Raw genomic sequence first — 16766 nt, forward strand, 5'->3', positions numbered from 1 at the left:
AAGTCCGCCTCACGTCTACCCGGCCGGCTGCCGCCCCGGCCGGTGTTCCGGGGGGTCTCCCCGGGGGATGCATTCCGTGCTCCATTGTCCCGCACGCTTCAAGGTGCTTCGCGCCCGGTCCCGCCATCCGTGCGCCGTCCGGGCACACGGGCCGGGGCGCCCCTCCCGTACTCTCGACCTCATGTCGCTCTACGCCGCGTACGCCGGCAACCTCGACCCGCGGCTGATGACGCGCCGCGCTCCCCATTCGCCGCTGCGCGGAACGGGCTGGATCAACGACTGGCGGCTGACCTTCGGCGGCGAGCAGATGGGCTGGGAGGGAGCGCTCGCCACCGTCGTGGAGGCTCCCCGCCACCAGGTCTTCGTCGCCCTCTACGACATCGCACCGCTGGACGAGGACTCCATGGACCGGTGGGAGGGTGTCGGGCTGGACATCTACCGCCGGATGCGGATCCGCGTCCACACCCTGGACGGCGAGGAGGCGGCCTGGGTGTACGTGCTGAACGGCTACGAGGGCGGCCTGCCCTCGGCGCGCTACCTCGGCGAGATCGCCGACGCGGCCGAATCGGCCGGTGCCCCGCACGACTACGTGATGGAACTCCGCAAGCGGCCCTGCTGAGCGGCCGGGGCACGTAACGCCCGTCGGGGACCATTCGGCGGAAACGACAAGGCAACGATCCGAACACCGTGAGCTGCGCCATCTACGCGCGTAGGCCGAGAGCGGTTACGCTCGTCCGCGTGAACGCATCTGTTACCGACCCCTTCGCCGCCGCCGACGCCGCCGCCGCCCGCCTCCGCGAGCTCACCGGCGTCGAATCCCACGATGTCGCCCTCGTCATGGGCTCCGGCTGGGCCCCCGCCGCAGAGGCGCTCGGCGCGCCCGAGGCCGAGTTCCCGGTCACCGAACTGCCCGGCTTCCCGCCCCCGGCCGTCGAGGGCCACGGCGGCAAGATCCGCTCGTACAAGATCGGCGACAAGCGCGCGCTGCTCTTCCTCGGCCGGACCCACTACTACGAGGGCCGCGGCGTCGCCGCCGTCGCCCACGGTGTCCGCACCGCCGTCGCCGCCGGCTGCAAGACCGTCGTGCTGACCAACGGCTGCGGCGGTCTGCGCGAGGGCATGAAGCCCGGCCAGCCCGTCCTGATCAGCGACCACCTCAACCTGACGGCCACCTCGCCGATCGTCGGCGCGAACTTCGTGGACCTGACGAACCTGTACTCGCCGCGCCTGCGCGCGATGTGCAAGGAGATCGACGCGTCCCTCGAAGAGGGCGTCTACGTGCAGTTCCCCGGCCCGCACTACGAGACCCCGGCCGAGATCAACATGATCCGCGTCATGGGCGCCGACCTGGTCGGCATGTCCACCGTGCTGGAGGCCATCGCCGCCCGTGAGGCCGGCGCCGAGGTGCTCGGCATCTCGCTGGTCACCAACCTGGCCGCGGGCCTGTCCGGCGAGCCGCTGAACCACGAAGAGGTCCTCCAGGCCGGCCGCGACTCGGCCGCCCGCATGGGCACGCTGCTGACGCAGGTCCTCGCCCGCATCTGATCGACGTACGAGAGGTAAGGCGGAAGCAGTGCAGGAACAGGCACAGGACGACCTGATCACCCGGGCGCAGGCCTGGCTGGCCGAGGACCCGGACCCGGAGACGGCCGCGGAACTGGCCGCGCTCGTCGAGGCGGGCGACACCGCGGAGCTCGCGGACCGCTTCTCCGGCACGCTCCAGTTCGGCACCGCCGGGCTGCGCGGCGAGCTGGGCGCGGGCCCGATGCGGATGAACCGCGCGGTGGTCATCCGGGCCGCGGCGGGCCTCGCGGCCTACCTGAAGGCCCAGGGGCACGACGGCGGCCTGGTCGTCGTCGGCTACGACGCGCGCTACAAGTCGGCGGACTTCGCCCGCGACACCGCCGCCGTGATGACGGGCGCCGGGCTGCGCGCGGCCGTCCTGCCCCGGCCACTGCCGACGCCGGTCCTCGCGTACGCGATAAGGCACCTGGGCGCCGTCGCCGGCGTCGAGGTGACCGCGAGCCACAACCCTCCCCGGGACAACGGCTACAAGGTCTACCTCGGCGACGGCTCGCAGATCGTCTCCCCGGCGGACGCACAGATCGCGGCGGAGATCGAGCGGATCGACACCCTCGCCTCCGTCCCGCGGCCCGCGCAGGGCTGGCAGGACCTCGGTGACGAGGTCCTGGAGGCGTACCTGGCGCGTACGGACGCGGTCCTGACCCCCGGCTCCCCCCGGGGCGTGCGGACCGTCTACACGGCCATGCACGGCGTCGGCAAGGATGTCGTCATGGCGGCCTTCGCCCGGCACGGCTTCCCCACCCCGGAGCTCGTCGCCGAGCAGGCGGAGCCGGACCCGGCCTTCCCGACGGTCGCCTTCCCCAACCCGGAGGAGCCGGGCGCGATGGACCTGTCCTTCGCGAAGGCCGCCGAGGTGAACCCGGACATCGTGATCGCGAACGACCCGGACGCCGACCGCTGCGCGGTGGCCGTCCCGGACGCGTCCTCGCAGTCGGGCTGGCGGATGCTGCGCGGCGACGAGGTCGGCGCGCTGCTGGCCGCCCACCTGGTGCACAAGGGCGCCCGCGGCACCTTCGCGGAGTCGATCGTCTCGTCCTCCCTCCTGGGCCGGATCGCGGAGGCCGCGGGCCTGCCCTACGAGGAGACCCTCACCGGCTTCAAGTGGATCTCCCGGGTCGAGGGCCTGCGCTACGGCTACGAGGAGGCGCTCGGCTACTGCGTGGACCCCGAGGGCGTCCGCGACAAGGACGGCGTCACGGCCGCCCTGCTGGTGGCGGAGCTGGCCTCGGTGCTCAAGGAGCAGGGCCGCACCCTGACCGACCTGCTGGACGACCTGGCGATGGCCCACGGCCTGCACGCCACCGACCAGCTGTCGGTCCGCGTCTCGGACCTGTCGGTGATCGCCTCGGCGATGGCCGCGCTGCGCGCCGAGCCCCCGGTGTCCCTCGCGGGCCTGCGGGTCGTCTCGGCGGAGGACCTGAACCAGGGCACGGAGACCCTCCCGCCCACGGACGGCCTGCGCTACTACCTGGACGGCGACTACAAGGCCCGGGTGATCGTCCGCCCGTCGGGCACGGAGCCGAAGCTGAAGTGCTACCTGGAGGTCGTGGTCCCGGTGGCCGAGGCCTCCGACCTCGCGGCGGCCCGCACCCGCGGCCAGGAGATCCTGGACGCGATCAAGAAGGACCTCTCGGCGGCGGCCGGCATTTAGGCCCCGCCCCGCCCGAAGGCCCCCCGAGCTCCGGCTCGGGGGGCCTTCGGCATGCCGGGGCCGCCTGGCCCGCCGGGCCGCGGACCCCTCGGGGGTCAGGACCGCGACGGGCTCGGTGACGGCGAAGGCGACGGGCGGACCAGTTCGCCCAGGGTCGGGGCCGACTCCGGGCGCGAGCGGACCGCGTCCGTGCACTCCCAGGTGCGCGGCGGGTCGGCGTCCGGCCCGCCCAGCACCACGGGCCCCGGACCGGCCGAGACCGCGTCGCTCGCCGACAGGGTGCACACGATCTGCGCCAGCGCCACCGGCGGCAGGTCCTCCGGCCTGCGGCTGAGCCGCACCGTCCCCGCCGGGTCGCCCGTCCGCGGCGGGGACACCGTCAGCTCGCCCTGGACCCCGGTCGTGAAGCCGGCGTCCCGCTCCTCCTGCGACGGCGTCCGCTCCAGCTGCTCCACCAGCGCCTGCGCCACCAGGACCAGCGGGTCCCGCGCCGGGCGCTTCTCGGGCACCGGGACGAGCCGCTCCACGCCGACCAGCTGCGATCCGCACACCAGTTCAATCGTGGCCCGGAAGCCCTGTACCCCGCTCTGCCCGGCCGGCGGCTGCTCCGGGGTGTCGCAGGACACCCGCGACGGGGCCGGGCCCACGTCCACCGGTACCGTCGTCGCCCGGATCCCGCACCCGGTGCCCGTGAGGGCGACCAGGCCCGCCACGGCCGCCAGCGCCGCCCTACGCGTCCACGTCACCCTCGATCACCTTCCCCACGTCCACCGGCAGCCGCAGCGTGAACACGGCCCCGCCCTCGGGACCGTTCGCGGCCGTGATGTCACCGCCGTGGATGTGCGCGTTCTCCATCGCGATCGACAGGCCCAGCCCGCTGCCGTCCGACTTCGGCCGGGAGGCGCTCGCCTTGTAGAAGCGGTCGAAGACGTGCGGCAGCACCTCTTCGGGGATGCCCGGACCGTTGTCCCTGACCGCGATCACCAGCCACTCCCCCTCCACGCCCACCGACACCCGCACCGGCGAACCGCCGTGCTTGAGCGCGTTGCCGATCAGGTTGGCCAGGATCACGTCCAGCCGGCGCGGGTCCAGGCGCGCCACGATCCCGCGCCCGGCGTCGAGTTCGACGGCGTCCAGCCACGCCCGCGCGTCGATGCAGGCCGTGACCTGGTCGGCGACGTTCACGTCGTCCAGCACCAGCCGGGCCGTCCCCGCGTCGAAGCGGGTGACCTCCATCAGGTTCTCCACCAGGTCGTTCAGCCGCCGGGTCTCGCTCACCACCAGCCCCACGGCCGGCGCGATCATCGGATCGAGGTCGTCGACCTCCTCCTCCAGCACCTCGGCGACCGCCGTCAGCGCCGTCAGCGGGGTGCGCAGCTCGTGCGACATGTCGGCGACGAACCGCCGGCTCGCCTCCTCGCGCGCGCTCATGTCGGCGACCTTCTTCTCCAGCGCCTCCGCCGTCTTGTTGAAGGTGTGCGCCAGGTCGGCGAGTTCGTCCGTCCCCGACACCTCCAGCCGGTGGTCCAGCTCCCCCTCGCCGAGCCTGCGCGCCGCGTCACCGAGCCGCTGCACCGGCTTGAGGACGGTCCGCGCCGCCCCCTGCGCGAGCAGCGCCGAGCCGAGCAGCGCGAGGCCCGTGGCGATGGTCAGCGACCAGCCCAGCGCGTTGAGGTCGTCCCGCTCCGTGGCGAGGGACTTGTACATGTAGCCCGTCGGCCCGCCGCCCACGATCCGCGTGCCGCCGACCAGGTACGGGTTGCCGTTCGGCTTCGTCCGCTGCCAGTACATGTGGTACTCGGCGTCGTTGGCGGCCGTCGTCTTCTGCCGGTCGTTCACCGCGTGCTGCAGGGACCTCGGTACGTCGTCCAGCCCGAAGGAGTCCGCCCCCGCCGCGCCGAACACCTTGCGGCCGTCCTTGCGTTCGTGGACGAGCAGCACGCTGTAGCCGGGGCTGCTGCCCGCCATCAGCTCGGCGGTGCGCTGCATCTCCTCCGGCGTCGGGTCACCGGGCAGCGCCGCGGCCCGGTTCTGCATCTCCTGGCGGAAGTCGCCGAGGGCCGCGTCCTGGGTCCGGGTCAGCACCGCCTCCCGGTTGAGCCAGTACGCGATCCCGGACGCGGAGACCGCGGCCGTCAGCGCGACCAGCGCGAACACCACCAGCAGCCGCAGCCGCAGGCTGGTCCAGCGCCGGCCCGCGAACAGGGCTCTGATCACTGCGGGGAGTCCAGCCGGTAGCCGACGCCCCGGACGGTACGGATCAGCGTCGGCGAGGACGGCACTTCCTCGACCTTCGCGCGCAGCCGCTGCACGCAGGCGTCGACGAGCCGCGAGTCACCGAGGTAGTCGTGCTCCCACACCAGCCGCAGCAGCTGCTGGCGCGACAGCGCCTGCCCGGGCCGGCGGCTGAGCTCCAGCAGCAGCCGCAGCTCGGTCGGGGTGAGCTGGAGGTCCTCCCCGTTCTTCGTCACCGTCATCGCGGCCCGGTCGATGACCAGGGAACCGAAGACGGCGGAGTCGCTCGCCTCCCGCTCGCCGCGGCGCAGCACGGCCCGGATCCGGGCGTCGAGCACCCGGCCCTGGACGGGCTTGACCACGTAGTCGTCCGCGCCGGACTCCAGGCCCACGACGACATCGATGTCGTCGCTGCGCGCGGTCAGCAGGATGATCGGCAGCTGGTCGGTGCGGCGGATCCGCCGGCACACCTCGAAACCGTCGATCCCGGGCAGCATCACATCCAGCACGATCAGGTCCGGCCGCTGCTCGCGCAGCAGTTTCAGGCCGTCCTCACCCGTCGCCGCGGTGGCCACACGGTGGCCCTGGCGTGACAGGGAAAGTTCGAGGGCCGTGCGGATGGCGTCGTCGTCCTCGATCAGCAACAGGAAAGGCACGGGCTCATTCTGTCCCATCGGCCGTCGGGACTTCGACCGTCGGGCGCCACCGATCCGGCCGGGCGTGGCTGTGACAGGCCTGTGACAGTCGAAGGACACCCCGGTTATGTCCGGCGGGCAGTCTTTTGTCATCGAACCAACGGACCGAAGCAGACTCCACGACGGGGGGCGCGAGATGAACACGCTGCACAGCACCACCACCAGCGCGATTGTCACGCGGCTGCACGATGTGAACCGCCGGGCGGGTGTCCGTACGGTGCCGGTCGCCCGTCCGCGACCGGCGCACGTCACAGCCATTGACGCGAACCAGTACCAGGCGGTTCCCAGCGCCGCGCCGAGCACCCCGTCCTCCACCTCGGAGGCGGAGTTCACGGCGTACGTCCAGGAACGGCGCGCCGCGCTCTACGCGACGGCCTTCCACCTCACCGGCGACCGCCACGAGGCCGAGGACCTGCTCCAGAGCGCGCTGTTCTCCACGTACCGCGCCTGGGACCGGATCAGCGACAAGGCCGCCGTCGGCGGGTACCTGCGGCGCACGATGACGAACCTGCACATCAGCGCGTGGCGCCGGCGCAAGCTGAACGAGTACCCGACCGAGGAACTGCCGGAGACGGCCTCCGACACGGACGCGATGCGCGGTACGGAACTGCGCGCGGTCCTGTGGCAGGCGCTGGCCCGCATCCCGGAGCCGCAGCGCACCATGCTGGTGCTGCGCTACTACGAGGGCCGCACCGACCCGGAGATCGCCGAGATCCTGGGCATCAGCGTCGGCACCGTGAAGTCGAGCATCTGGCGGTCGCTGCGGCGGCTGCGGGACGACGAGGTGCTGAGCTTCGGCCGCGACGAGACGGAGTCCTTCGGGGAGCTCGTCGCCTGACAGACCACCGGCCGGGGGGCCGTCCTACGGGGGTGGGACGGTGGCCGTGGGGGAGGGAAGCGCGGGATCGGTCGGCCGGGGGTCCGACTGGTCCCGCGCTTTCATGTGTGCGCACGCCGTCGGCCGTGGGCCGACGGCTGCGTCAGCCCGTGACCGTCAGGGCTGTGCCGCGGCGCTCGCCGAGCGGTGGCGGCCCGCGGCGGCAGCCGCCAGGCGGCCCAGGGCTTCGTCGCGGCCGCAGGCGTGGGCGCCGAGCGCGGTGTGGCGGGCCACGATGCCGCGTTCGGCGCGCATCAGGCGCAGGCCCCTGCGGAGCAGGAACGGGAGGGACTTGCGGCCCTCGCGCAGGTCGCGGGCCAGGCGGCGGCGGAAGGTGGTGGAGGGGCGGCCGCGCAGGCAGATGGCGTCGGCGAGGAGCCCGAGCTCCTGGCAGCGCGCCGCGATGTCGGCGGCGAAGATCCCCTCCGCGATGAACAGCGGGGTCCGGTCGATGTCCAGGGTTTCCGTGCCGGTCCGGGAGGAGGTGGCGATGGAGTACTCGGGGACCTCCGTACGGCCCGTCGCGCACAGTTCCGCGATGGCGGCGACGGCGGCGTCCGCGTCCCAGGAGAGCGGGGAGTCCCAGTCGATGTCGGAGCTGCCCTCGACCAGCGGGAGGGTCGGGTCCGTGCCCTCCTTGTAGAAGTCGTCCAGGCGCAGTACGGGCAGCCCCGAGCGGGCCGCGAGCCTGGACTTGCCGGAGCCCGAGGGGCCGGTCAGCAGGACTACGCGCGTGGGAAGAGGAGATGAACAGCTCACGGGTCACCAGTGTGGGGCATGACCGGCGGTATCGACACACTGGAGACGAGGGCTGCGACAACCCTCACACGGCCCCCGCGGCGCCGGTTGGAAACCGGTGAGCGCACTCCACTACCCTGTGTGGCCACGCGACTACGACCACAGGCGGGAACCCATGGCACGTCACGCATCCCCCACCCCACCGAAGCGGCTCCGCTCCGCGGGCCTGACCCTGTCCATGGCCGGCGCGGCCCTGGCGATGGCCGCCGGCGGGGCGCAGGCCGGTGAGCTCGACATCCCGGCGGCCCTCGCCGGGGTCACCGACCCCATCTCGAACCTCAAGGTGAACCCGCTGGCCCACACCGGGGTGGACCCGCTGGACAACGGCGTCGCCACGAAGGTCGCCGACTTCCCGTCGGTCGGCACGGGGAAGGTCACGGGGATCCTGACGCAGGGGCCGTCGGTCGGTGAACTGCCCATGGCGGCGGCGTCCTCGCTGCTCGGGCCGGTGCTGCCGAAGTAGCGGTCGCGGACACGGGAAGGCCCCGGCAGCACGGGGGACGCTGCCGGGGCCGGTTCGTGGGGCGCCCGTCTAGTACGAGGAGCCGCCCGCGCCGATGGAGCCCGTCGGGTGCCAGACCGTCTTGGTCTCCAGGAAGGCGGTCATCCGCGCCGTGCCCGGGTCGGCGCTCCAGTCGTCCACAGGCTGTGGACGCAGGACGCGCTTGAGGTTGTCGGCGGCCGCGATCTCCAGTTCCTTGGCGAGGGCCACGTCCGCGCCCGCCAGGTCGATCGCGTTGACGTCCTGGTGGGACGCCAGGTGCGGGCCCATCTCGGAGGCCTTGCCGGACAGGATGTTGACGACGCCGCCGGGCAGGTCGGAGGTGGCCAGGACCTCGCCCAGGGACAGGGCGGGGAGCGGGTACTTCTCCGAGGTGATCACGACGGCGGTGTTGCCCGTCGCGATGACCGGGGCGATCACCGAGACCAGGCCCAGGAAGGACGAGTCCTGGGGGGCGACGACCGTGACGACACCGGTCGGCTCCGGGGTGGAGAGGTTGAAGAACGGGCCCGCGACCGGGTTGGCCCCGCCCACGATCTGGGCGATCTTGTCGGTCCAGCCCGCGTACCAGACCCAGCGGTCGATCGCCGCGTCGACGACGGCCGCGGCCTTCGACTTGGACAGGCCCTCGGCCTCGCCGACCTCGCGGACGAACTGCTCGCGGCGGCCCTCCAGCATCTCGGCGACGCGGTAGAGGACCTGGCCGCGGTTGTACGCGGTCGCGCCCGACCAGCCGCCGAAGGCCTTGCGGGCCGCGACGACCGCGTCACGGGCGTCCTTGCGGGAGGACAGCGGGGCGTTGGCCAGCCAGTTGCCCTTGGAGTCGCTCACCTCGTACACCCGGCCGCTCTCGGAGCGGGGGAACTTGCCCCCGACGTACAGCTTGTAGGTCTTGAAGACGCTCAGACGCGTCGACGACTCAACAGCACTCATCAGCGCTCACCCTTCGGGTTCGACGGGGCGAGGTAGCCCTCCAGGCCGTGGCGGCCGCCCTCGCGGCCGAAGCCCGATTCCTTGTAGCCGCCGAAGGGCGAGGTCGGGTCGAACTTGTTGAACGTGTTGGCCCAGACGACACCGGCGCGGAGCTTGTTCGCGACCGCGAGGATGCGCGAGCCCTTCTCCGTCCAGATGCCGGCGGACAGGCCGTACTGGCTGTTGTTGGCCTTGGCGACGGCCTCGTCGGGCGTACGGAAGGTCAGCACGGACAGCACCGGGCCGAAGATCTCGTCGCGGGCGACGGTGTGCGCCTGGGTGACGTTCGTGAAGAGCGTCGGGGCGAACCAGTACCCGGCGGACGGCAGCTCGCACGCCGGGGACCAGCGCTCGGCGCCCTCGGCCTCGCCGGTCTCCGCGAGCGCGGTGATCCGGGCGAGCTGCTCGGCGGAGTTGATCGCGCCGATGTCGGTGTTCTTGTCGAGCGGGTCGCCCAGGCGCAGGGTGCTCAGGCGGCGCTTGAGGCTGTCCAGCAGCTCGTCGTGGATCGACTCCTGGACCAGCAGGCGCGAGCCCGCGCAGCAGACCTGGCCCTGGTTGAAGAAGATGCCGGTGACGATGCCCTCGACGGCCTGGTCGATGGGGGCGTCGTCGAAGACGATGTTGGCGCCCTTGCCGCCCAGCTCCAGGGTGACCTTCTTGTCGGTGCCGGCGATCTGGCGGGCGATGGCCTTGCCGACCGCGGTGGAGCCGGTGAAGGCGACCTTGTTGACGTCCGGGTGCTCGACGAGGGCCGCGCCCGCGTCGCCGTAGCCGGTGAGGATGTTGACGACGCCGCGGGGCAGGCCCGCCTGGCGGCAGATGTCCGCGAAGAACAGGGCGGACAGGGGGGTCGTCTCGGCGGGCTTGAGGACCACCGTGTTGCCGGCGGCGAGCGCCGGGGCGATCTTCCACGCGAGCATCAGCAGCGGGAAGTTCCACGGGATGACCTGGCCGGCCACGCCGAGGGGGCGCGGGTTCGGGCCGTAGCCCGCGTGGTCGAGCTTGTCGGCCCAGCCCGCGTAGTAGAAGAAGTGGGCGGCGACCAGCGGGAGGTCCGCGTCGCGGGTCTCCTTGATCGGCTTGCCGTTGTCCAGGGTCTCCAGGACGGCGAGCTCGCGGCTGCGCTCCTGGATGATCCGGGCGATGCGGAAGAGGTACTTGGCGCGCTCGGAGCCGGGCAGCGCGGACCACTTCTCGAAGGCCTTGCGGGCGGCCTTCACGGCGCGGTCGACATCGGCGGCGCCGGCCTGGGCGACCTCGGAGAGGACCTCCTCGGACGACGGCGAGACGGTCTTGAAGACCTTGCCGTCGGCGGCGTCGGTGAACTCGCCGTCGATGAAGAGCCCGTAGGAGGGGGCGATGTCGACGACCGAGCGGGACTCGGGGGCCGGTGCGTACTCGAAGAGAGAAGACATGGTGATCAGTCCACCGTCACGTAGTCGGGACCGGAGTAACGCCCGGTGCTCAGCTTCTGGCGCTGCATGAGCAGGTCGTTCAGCAGGCTGGAGGCGCCGAAACGGAACCAGTGGTTGGAGAGCCAGTCCTCGCCCGCGGTCTCGTTGACCAGGACCAGGAACTTGATGGCGTCCTTGGTGGTGCGGATGCCGCCGGCCGGCTTCACACCGATCTGGATTCCAGTCTGCGCCTTGAAGTCGCGGACGGCTTCGAGCATGAGCAGCGTGTTGGCGGGGGTGGCGTTGACGCCGACCTTGCCGGTGGAGGTCTTGATGAAGTCGGCGCCCGCGAGCATGCCGATCCAGGAGGCGCGGCGGATGTTGTCGTACGTCGACAGCTCGCCGGTCTCGAAGATGACCTTGAGGCGGGCGGCTGTGCCGTCGGGGCGGACGCACGCCTCCTTCACGGCCTTGATCAGCTCGTACGTGTCGAGGTAGCGGCCGGCGAGGAAGGCGCCACGGTCGATGACCATGTCGATCTCGTCGGCGCCCGCGGCGACGGCGTCACGGGTGTCCGCGAGCTTGACGGGCAGCGCGGCGCGGCCGGCCGGGAAGGCGGTGGCGACGGAGGCGACCTTGACGTCGGCGCCGTTCAGCGCGGCCTTGGCGGTGGCCACCATGTCGGGGTAGACGCAGACCGCGGCGGTCATGGGCGTCGTGCGGTCGGTCGGGTCGGGGTTGACGGCCTTGGCGGAGAGCGCCCGGACCTTGCCCGGGGTGTCCGCACCCTCGAGCGTCGTCAGGTCGATCATCGAGATGGCCAGGTCGATGGCGTACGCCTTGGCCGTCGTCTTGATCGAGCGGGTGCCGAGGGAGGCCGCGCGGGCCTCCAGTCCGACTGCGTCTACGCCGGGCAGCCCGTGCAGGAAGCGGCGCAGCGCGCTGTCGGACGTCGTCACGTCAGCGAATGCGGTGAGGGTGGTGGGCATGGTCACCAGATGAGCATATCTACGCGCGTAGCTGCCTGTCACCCCCCTCGTGCACATCTGCGCGTGAGATCCGTCATCGGTGCGGGGACTCGGCTGGGCCGGGTGCGTGCCGGGGGGTGCCGGCGGGGCATGGTGCAGAATCGGCGCCATGACTACGCCCTCCCCCCACGAGCCGGTCTACGACGACCGGGTCTACCGCTCCCCCATGGCCGTCGTCACCGGGGTGCTGCTGCTCGCGCTCATCGGGTGGCTGTGCGGGGACGCCGTCGTGCGCGGCGAGGGGAGCACCCGGTGGACCGCGCTGGCCATCGCCCTGTTCGCCGTACCGATGACGGTGGCCTTCACCGTCCGCCCGGCCGTCTTCGCCAACGACGACCGGATGCGGGTCCGCAACCCGTTCAGGGTGATCGAACTGCCCTGGGCGGCCGTGGACGCGGTGCGCGCCGGGTACTCGGCGGAGGTGCTGGCGGAGGGGTCGAAGTACCAGCTCTGGTCGGTGCCGGTGTCGCTGCGCGAGCGCAAGAAGGCGAGCCGCAAGTTCAGCCGGCGCGACGCGCTGGGCGGCAAGGGCCTGGGGCAGGAGAACGGGCCCGCGCCCGCCGGGCCGGAGCGGGCGGCGGCCGACAAGGTCGTCGACGAACTGCGCGAGCTCGCCGAGCGCGGGGCCGCGCGGCCCGGCGCGCAGGGCTCGGTGAAGGTGACGTGGTCCTACGAGGTCATCGCGCCGGCCGTGATCGGCGCGGTGGCGCTGATCGTGCTCCTCGCCACTGGCTGAGCACAGCCGGAACCGCCGCCACCGGGGGGTGCGTCCTCGCTGGTGTGCACCGTCATGAGGGCAGCGGCAGCGCCGCCACCGCCACACAGCTCCCCCTCCGGCTCCGGATCCTGGGCGGGGCCCTGCTGGCCGCTCATCTGGTCCTCGTCGGGTGGCTCACCCTGCGGCCCCTGGACGTTCCCTGGGCGGCCGCCTCGAACATGACCTTCCTGGAGGGGATCCGGGCGGACCTCGCCTACGGGCCGCTGGAGGCGGCCCGGCGGATCGGCGAGGGTCTGGCGCTGCTGGCCCCGCTCGGGGTGCTGCTCCCGCTGGCTGGCGGGCGGCTCGCGCCGAGCCCGCTGACGGCGTGGGCCTCGCTGGCCCGGACGGCGGCCGCGGCCGTCCTGCTCTCGCTCAGCATCGAGATGCTGCAGACGGCCGTCCCGGGGCAGGTGGTCGACGTGGACTCGCTGCTGCTGAACACGGCCGGGGTGATGGTCGCGCACGTGGCCGTCGTACCGGCCCTGAGGGCCAGGCTGCGGCGCACTCAGGGGTCCACCCCGAGAATTACCAGGGTCGGCATCGGCCCGTGGACCGAGGTCCTGTCGGCGGTACCGCGCGAGTATTGAGGCATCGCACCGGGCAATTCCCCGGGGGCGATCCCATACGAAGGAGACGGACCATGAGCGCGATTACCCGCCCCCGCGACGGACGGATGATCGGTGGCGTCTGCGCCGGACTCGCGCGGCGCTTCGGGATCAAGGCCAGGACGATGCGGATCATCTTCGTCGCCTCGTGCCTGCTGCCCGGCCCGCAGTTCCTGATCTACCTGGCGCTGTGGCTGCTGCTCCCCAACGAGAAGACCGGCGCGGCCGGCGCGGCGCGGACCGCCTGGTAGCCACCGGCGGTCCCGGCCGGCCTCCGGAGGAGGCCAGCCGGTCTCCGGAGAAGGTCAGCCGGTCTTCCGGACCTTCTCCAGCTGCTTGTCGGTCACTTCCTGCGGGACCTGTGCCTTCTGGCCGGCGCCCGCCACGTTGAGGGCCATCAGCCGTGCGACGGTGTCGCCCTCGCGCACGACGACCACGTGGACCTGGGCGGAGACGCCCTCGGCGGCCACGGTCGTGGTCCAGCTGACGCTCTCGTCACCGGCGGTCTTGTACGGGACCGCCTTCACGTCCCGGTAGCTGCCGGTCTGCTTCTCGACGGTGGCGGTGAAGCCCGGGCCGCAGGCCGCGACCGCCTCGCGCAGCCGGGAGAGGAGCCGCTTGGCGTCGCTCTCGGCGTAGGAGCTGACGGAGGCGGAGACCGCGAGGCCGACCTGCTTCTGGGAGCCGATGCCCCGGTTGACGGTCTCGCGCGCGGCCGGGTCGGGCTTGTCGCCCATGATGTCGGCGAGCGGCTGGCAGGTCTTCTTGTCGGCCTGCGGCTGGCCGTCGGGGGCGTTCGGGTTCTTGCCCTGCGCGGAGACCTGGTAGCCGGGGAGGTCGCCCTGTTCGAGGGCGGCGCGCTGGAGCCCGGTGGGCGCGGGTCCCGGTGTGGCGGAGCCCGCCGGGGCGCCTGGCGCGCCCGGGGCTCCGGAGGAGGCCGCGGCGGACCCCTGGGGGCCCGGGGCCTTGCCGGTCGCGGGAGTGTCCGCGCCGGAGCAGCCCGCCACGGCGAGGAGCAGGGCGGGGATCAGCGCGACTGTCGTCGCTCGTGCCTTCATGCGCATGACCGGATACCTCATACCCCGTGCGTCGGCGGGCAGTTGGTGGTGATCGTGGCACACGGCACGGCAGAGCACACACCTGGTCGAAGGTGTGTGCGGCTGCCGTGCGCGCGTACGCATCCGGCAGCGTCAGCCGCCGAGGCCGTTCAGGGCGCCGGTGGCCGGGGCCAGGCCGCCGAGGAGGCCGGTGACGGGGGCCGCGGGGTCGCTGGCCGGCTGGCCCTCCTCGCCGCTCACGTGCTGCTGGCTGGTGGCGCCCTGGACCGCGCTCGTCACGGAGCCGGCCAGGTCGGTCAGGCCCACGGCCGGGAGGGCGGGGGCGGCGGAGGCGGCACCGGCGGCGGCGACGGCGAAGGCGGCACCGAGGGCGGCGACACCGAGAGTCTTGGCAGACTTCTTCATGAAAGATCGTCCTTGCGACGGGGAATTGAGCGGCTCCGCAAACTAGTCACTTCAAACCCCGGCCCGCAAACATCATCAAATACGAGAAAGCGCCCGGGAATTGCTCCCCCCGGGCGCTTTCAGTCCGTCATGCCGTGGCCTAGGCCGAGACGGATCCGCTGGTCGAAGCGGTCTGCCGGAACAGCCACTCGGACTTCAGCTCCGCGTAGCCGGGCTTGATCACGTCGTTGATCATGGCCAGTCGTTCATCGAAAGGAATGAACGCGGACTTCATCGCATTGACGGTGAACCACTGCATGTCGTCGAGCGAGTAGCCGAAGGTGTCCACCAGGTGCTCGAACTCGCGGCTCATGCTGGTGCCGCTCATCAGGCGGTTGTCGGTGTTGACCGTCAGGCGGAAGTGCAGCTTGCGCAGCAGGCCGATCGGGTGTTCGGCGTACGAGGCGGCCGCGGCCGTCTGCAGGTTCGAGGTCGGGCACATCTCCAGGGGGATGCGCTTGTCCCGGACGTACGAGGCCAGGCGGCCCAGCGTGACCGAGCCGTCCTCGGCGACCTCGATGTCATCGATGATCTTCACGCCGTGGCCGAGGCGGTCCGCGCCGCACCACTGCAGGGCCTGCCAGATCGACGGCAGGCCGAAGGCCTCGCCCGCGTGGATCGTGAAGTGGTTGTTCTCGCGCTTGAGGTACTCGAAGGCGTCGAGGTGGCGGGTGGGAGGGAACCCGGCCTCGGCGCCGGCGATGTCGAAGCCGACGACGCCGTTGTCGCGGTAGCGGTTGGCCAGTTCGGCGATCTCCAGCGCGCGGGCCGCGTGGCGCATCGCCGTCAGCAGGGCGCCGACGCGGATGCGGCGGCCGTTGGCCCTGGCGCGGCGCTCGCCCTCGCGGAAGCCGTCGTTGACCGCCTCGACGACCTCTTCGAGGGTCAGGCCGGCTTCGAGGTGCTGCTCGGGCGCGTAGCGGATCTCCGCGTACACGACGCCGTCCTCGGCGAGGTCCTCGGCGCACTCGGCGGCGACCCGGTACAGGGCCTCCTTCGTCTGCATGACGGCGCAGGTGTGCGCGAACGTCTCCAGGTAGCGCGGGAGGGAGCCGGAGTCGGCGGCTTCGCGGAACCAGATGCCCAGCTTGTCGGCATCGGTCTCGGGAAGGTTCTCGTAGCCGGCGTCGCGGGCCAGCTCGATGATCGTCCCGGGGCGCAGCCCACCGTCGAGGTGGTCGTGGAGGAGCACCTTCGGGGAGCGGCGGATCTGATCCGGGGTGGGCAGGTTGGGGGTCTCGCTCGTCATCTGGGCACTCTAGCTCCTACGCGCGTAGAGCACCGGCTGGCGTCAGGGGTCGATATGTAACAGAGACCGTACGGACGGGTGGCGTACACCTGTCAGTCTGAGACTGTTCCGCCATGGCACAGCATGCGCCGCCGGCGCGCGGGGCCCGCCTGGGGCGGGCAGCCGGCGCGAACGGCTCGGTCTCGACGGTCGGTACGGTCAGCACGGTCAACGGGGTGGTGCTCCTGCTCCCGGGAGCCTCCAGATTCTCCCCCGGTCCGGTGCGTCCGCTCGCGCGGGCGCTCGGCCGGGCGGGCGGGGCGCAGGGGCTGGTCACGCACACGGTCCTGCACGGGGAGGGGTCCCGGGAGGAGGCCGCGGCCTGGGCCGCGGACGAGGCGGTGCGGCGGTACGGGGACGTGCCGGTGTGCCTGGCCGGGTACGGCGCCGGCGGCGGGGCGGCGTTGCGCGCGGCCGGGCACGATGCCGTCAACTCGGTGCTGGCGCTGGCCCCTTGCTTAGCGGAGGCCCCCTCCGACGGCTCCCCTGATCCGGTGAAACAGCTCGCCGGGCGGCAGGTGCTGATCGTGCACGGCACCAACGACGCCCGCAGCGACCCGGAGTCCTCCTTCCGGCTGGCGGCGCGGGCGAAGAAGGCGAATCGTTCTACCTGCCGGTTCGAGGTGCACTCGGACGGTCACGGGCTGCGCGAGCACCAGGCGGAAGTGGTGGCGCTGGCGGTGGACTTCGTCCTCGGTGCGGTGTTCTCGGGGCGGTACTCGCGGCCCGTGACGGACGCGCTGGCGGCGCCCCCACCGCTGGGCCTGCGGATGCCGCTGGCCTCGGGGTTCGGGCGTTCGCTGCGGGGCTGATCCGGGCACCGGCCGGGGGCGGTCCGTGCCCGGCCGGGCGGGGGGTGCGCGCGTAGAGTG

The 16766-nt window shown here is 72.3% G+C and carries 19 protein-coding genes; 9 read left to right on the plus strand and 10 right to left on the minus strand.

Annotated features, from left to right (window positions below):
* Window positions 1–181: 181 nt before the first annotated feature.
* The 3 genes from OOK31_RS12945 (at window position 182) to OOK31_RS12955 (ending at window position 3235) form a co-directional block, all read left to right on the plus strand.
* Complete coding sequence (locus OOK31_RS12945; RefSeq protein WP_267012594.1) at window positions 182–619, plus strand: gamma-glutamylcyclotransferase; 438 nt, start codon at window positions 182–184, stop codon at window positions 617–619.
* A gap of 119 nt (window positions 620–738) precedes the next feature.
* Window positions 739–1545, plus strand: coding sequence for a purine-nucleoside phosphorylase (locus OOK31_RS12950; RefSeq protein WP_267012595.1), 807 nt, complete (start codon window positions 739–741; stop codon window positions 1543–1545).
* A gap of 28 nt (window positions 1546–1573) precedes the next feature.
* Window positions 1574–3235 (plus strand): phospho-sugar mutase, encoded by a 1662-nt coding sequence (locus OOK31_RS12955; RefSeq protein WP_267012596.1) that lies wholly within the window; start codon window positions 1574–1576, stop codon window positions 3233–3235.
* Window positions 3236–3330: 95 nt separating this feature from the next.
* On the opposite strand, the gene OOK31_RS12960 is transcribed toward OOK31_RS12955, so the two are convergent.
* The 3 genes from OOK31_RS12960 to afsQ1 are packed head-to-tail and all read right to left on the minus strand — an operon-like array spanning window position 3331 to window position 6126.
* Window positions 3331–3981, minus strand: a complete 651-nt coding sequence (locus OOK31_RS12960) for a hypothetical protein (RefSeq protein ID WP_267012597.1) — start codon at window positions 3979–3981, stop codon at window positions 3331–3333.
* Window positions 3965–5452, minus strand: a complete 1488-nt coding sequence (locus OOK31_RS12965) for a cell wall metabolism sensor histidine kinase WalK (protein WP_267012598.1) — start codon at window positions 5450–5452, stop codon at window positions 3965–3967. The genes OOK31_RS12960 and OOK31_RS12965 overlap by 17 nt, the downstream gene beginning before the upstream one ends.
* Window positions 5449–6126, minus strand: a complete 678-nt coding sequence (afsQ1, locus tag OOK31_RS12970; RefSeq protein WP_180291024.1) for a two-component system response regulator AfsQ1 — start codon at window positions 6124–6126, stop codon at window positions 5449–5451. The genes OOK31_RS12965 and afsQ1 overlap by 4 nt, the downstream gene beginning before the upstream one ends.
* Before the next feature lie 175 nt (window positions 6127–6301).
* Between afsQ1 and OOK31_RS12975 the strand changes: the two genes are divergently transcribed.
* Window positions 6302–7003, plus strand: coding sequence for a SigE family RNA polymerase sigma factor (locus OOK31_RS12975; RefSeq protein WP_267012599.1), 702 nt, complete (start codon window positions 6302–6304; stop codon window positions 7001–7003).
* 156 nt (window positions 7004–7159) lie between these two features.
* Here OOK31_RS12975 and OOK31_RS12980 read toward each other — a convergent pair whose 3' ends face one another.
* Window positions 7160–7801, minus strand: a complete 642-nt coding sequence (locus tag OOK31_RS12980) for a uridine kinase (RefSeq protein ID WP_267012600.1) — start codon at window positions 7799–7801, stop codon at window positions 7160–7162.
* A gap of 154 nt (window positions 7802–7955) precedes the next feature.
* Between OOK31_RS12980 and OOK31_RS12985 the strand changes: the two genes are divergently transcribed.
* The gene (locus tag OOK31_RS12985) at window positions 7956–8303 is read left to right on the plus strand and encodes a hypothetical protein (RefSeq protein WP_267012601.1); all 348 of its coding nucleotides are present in this window, start codon (window positions 7956–7958) and stop codon (window positions 8301–8303) included.
* Window positions 8304–8372: 69 nt separating this feature from the next.
* Here the strand turns inward: OOK31_RS12985 and OOK31_RS12990 are convergent, their stop codons facing one another.
* Genes OOK31_RS12990 through deoC form a run of 3 tightly spaced genes read right to left on the minus strand, consistent with a single transcriptional unit; the run spans window position 8373 to window position 11700 of the window.
* The gene (locus OOK31_RS12990; RefSeq protein ID WP_267012602.1) at window positions 8373–9275 is read right to left on the minus strand and encodes an aldehyde dehydrogenase family protein; all 903 of its coding nucleotides are present in this window, start codon (window positions 9273–9275) and stop codon (window positions 8373–8375) included.
* A complete protein-coding gene (locus OOK31_RS12995) occupies window positions 9275–10732 on the minus strand; it encodes an aldehyde dehydrogenase family protein (protein WP_267012603.1) in 1458 nt (485 codons plus the stop codon). Before OOK31_RS12995 ends, OOK31_RS12990 begins: the two co-directional genes overlap by 1 nt.
* Window positions 10733–10737: 5 nt before the next feature.
* Complete coding sequence (gene deoC / locus OOK31_RS13000; protein WP_267012871.1) at window positions 10738–11700, minus strand: deoxyribose-phosphate aldolase; 963 nt, start codon at window positions 11698–11700, stop codon at window positions 10738–10740.
* Window positions 11701–11848: 148 nt separating this feature from the next.
* On the opposite strand from deoC, the gene OOK31_RS13005 reads away from it, so the two are divergent.
* Genes OOK31_RS13005 through OOK31_RS13015 form a run of 3 tightly spaced genes read left to right on the plus strand, consistent with a single transcriptional unit; the run spans window position 11849 to window position 13355 of the window.
* Window positions 11849–12475 carry a PH domain-containing protein gene (locus tag OOK31_RS13005; protein ID WP_267012604.1) on the plus strand — a complete coding sequence of 209 codons (627 nt, stop codon included), beginning with the start codon at window positions 11849–11851 and terminating at the stop codon, window positions 12473–12475.
* Between the two features lie 44 nt (window positions 12476–12519).
* The gene (locus tag OOK31_RS13010) at window positions 12520–13086 is read left to right on the plus strand and encodes a VanZ family protein (RefSeq protein WP_267012605.1); all 567 of its coding nucleotides are present in this window, start codon (window positions 12520–12522) and stop codon (window positions 13084–13086) included.
* Between the two features lie 53 nt (window positions 13087–13139).
* Complete coding sequence (locus tag OOK31_RS13015; protein WP_267012606.1) at window positions 13140–13355, plus strand: PspC domain-containing protein; 216 nt, start codon at window positions 13140–13142, stop codon at window positions 13353–13355.
* 54 nt (window positions 13356–13409) lie between these two features.
* Here OOK31_RS13015 and OOK31_RS13020 read toward each other — a convergent pair whose 3' ends face one another.
* The 3 genes from OOK31_RS13020 to OOK31_RS13030 form a co-directional block, all read right to left on the minus strand.
* The gene (locus OOK31_RS13020; protein ID WP_267012607.1) at window positions 13410–14162 is read right to left on the minus strand and encodes a hypothetical protein; all 753 of its coding nucleotides are present in this window, start codon (window positions 14160–14162) and stop codon (window positions 13410–13412) included.
* Between the two features lie 132 nt (window positions 14163–14294).
* Complete coding sequence (locus tag OOK31_RS13025; protein ID WP_267012608.1) at window positions 14295–14567, minus strand: hypothetical protein; 273 nt, start codon at window positions 14565–14567, stop codon at window positions 14295–14297.
* Window positions 14568–14706: 139 nt separating this feature from the next.
* The gene (locus OOK31_RS13030) at window positions 14707–15855 is read right to left on the minus strand and encodes an adenosine deaminase (protein ID WP_267012609.1); all 1149 of its coding nucleotides are present in this window, start codon (window positions 15853–15855) and stop codon (window positions 14707–14709) included.
* Between the two features lie 113 nt (window positions 15856–15968).
* Between OOK31_RS13030 and OOK31_RS13035 the strand changes: the two genes are divergently transcribed.
* Window positions 15969–16706: an alpha/beta hydrolase gene (locus OOK31_RS13035; RefSeq protein ID WP_267012610.1), complete on the plus strand. Its 738-nt coding sequence runs from the start codon at window positions 15969–15971 to the stop codon at window positions 16704–16706.
* Window positions 16707–16766: the final 60 nt, after the last annotated feature.

Source organism: Streptomyces sp. NBC_00249 (genome assembly GCF_026342355.1).
Taxonomy (GTDB): domain Bacteria; phylum Actinomycetota; class Actinomycetes; order Streptomycetales; family Streptomycetaceae; genus Streptomyces.

Coding starts and splice junctions, on each gene's coding strand:
- OOK31_RS12945 (WP_267012594.1), top strand. CDS start 182: ATGTCGCTCTACGCCGCGTACGCCGGCAACCTCGACCCGCGGCTGATG.
- OOK31_RS12975 (WP_267012599.1), top strand. CDS start 6,302: ATGAACACGCTGCACAGCACCACCACCAGCGCGATTGTCACGCGGCTG.
- OOK31_RS12985 (WP_267012601.1), top strand. CDS start 7,956: ATGGCACGTCACGCATCCCCCACCCCACCGAAGCGGCTCCGCTCCGCG.
- OOK31_RS12990 (WP_267012602.1), bottom strand. CDS start 9,275: ATGAGTGCTGTTGAGTCGTCGACGCGTCTGAGCGTCTTCAAGACCTAC.
- OOK31_RS12995 (WP_267012603.1), bottom strand. CDS start 10,732: ATGTCTTCTCTCTTCGAGTACGCACCGGCCCCCGAGTCCCGCTCGGTC.
- deoC (WP_267012871.1), bottom strand. CDS start 11,700: ATGCCCACCACCCTCACCGCATTCGCTGACGTGACGACGTCCGACAGC.
- OOK31_RS13005 (WP_267012604.1), top strand. CDS start 11,849: ATGACTACGCCCTCCCCCCACGAGCCGGTCTACGACGACCGGGTCTAC.
- OOK31_RS13015 (WP_267012606.1), top strand. CDS start 13,140: ATGAGCGCGATTACCCGCCCCCGCGACGGACGGATGATCGGTGGCGTC.
- OOK31_RS13020 (WP_267012607.1), bottom strand. CDS start 14,162: ATGAAGGCACGAGCGACGACAGTCGCGCTGATCCCCGCCCTGCTCCTC.
- OOK31_RS13025 (WP_267012608.1), bottom strand. CDS start 14,567: ATGAAGAAGTCTGCCAAGACTCTCGGTGTCGCCGCCCTCGGTGCCGCC.
- OOK31_RS13030 (WP_267012609.1), bottom strand. CDS start 15,855: ATGACGAGCGAGACCCCCAACCTGCCCACCCCGGATCAGATCCGCCGC.
- OOK31_RS13035 (WP_267012610.1), top strand. CDS start 15,969: ATGGCACAGCATGCGCCGCCGGCGCGCGGGGCCCGCCTGGGGCGGGCA.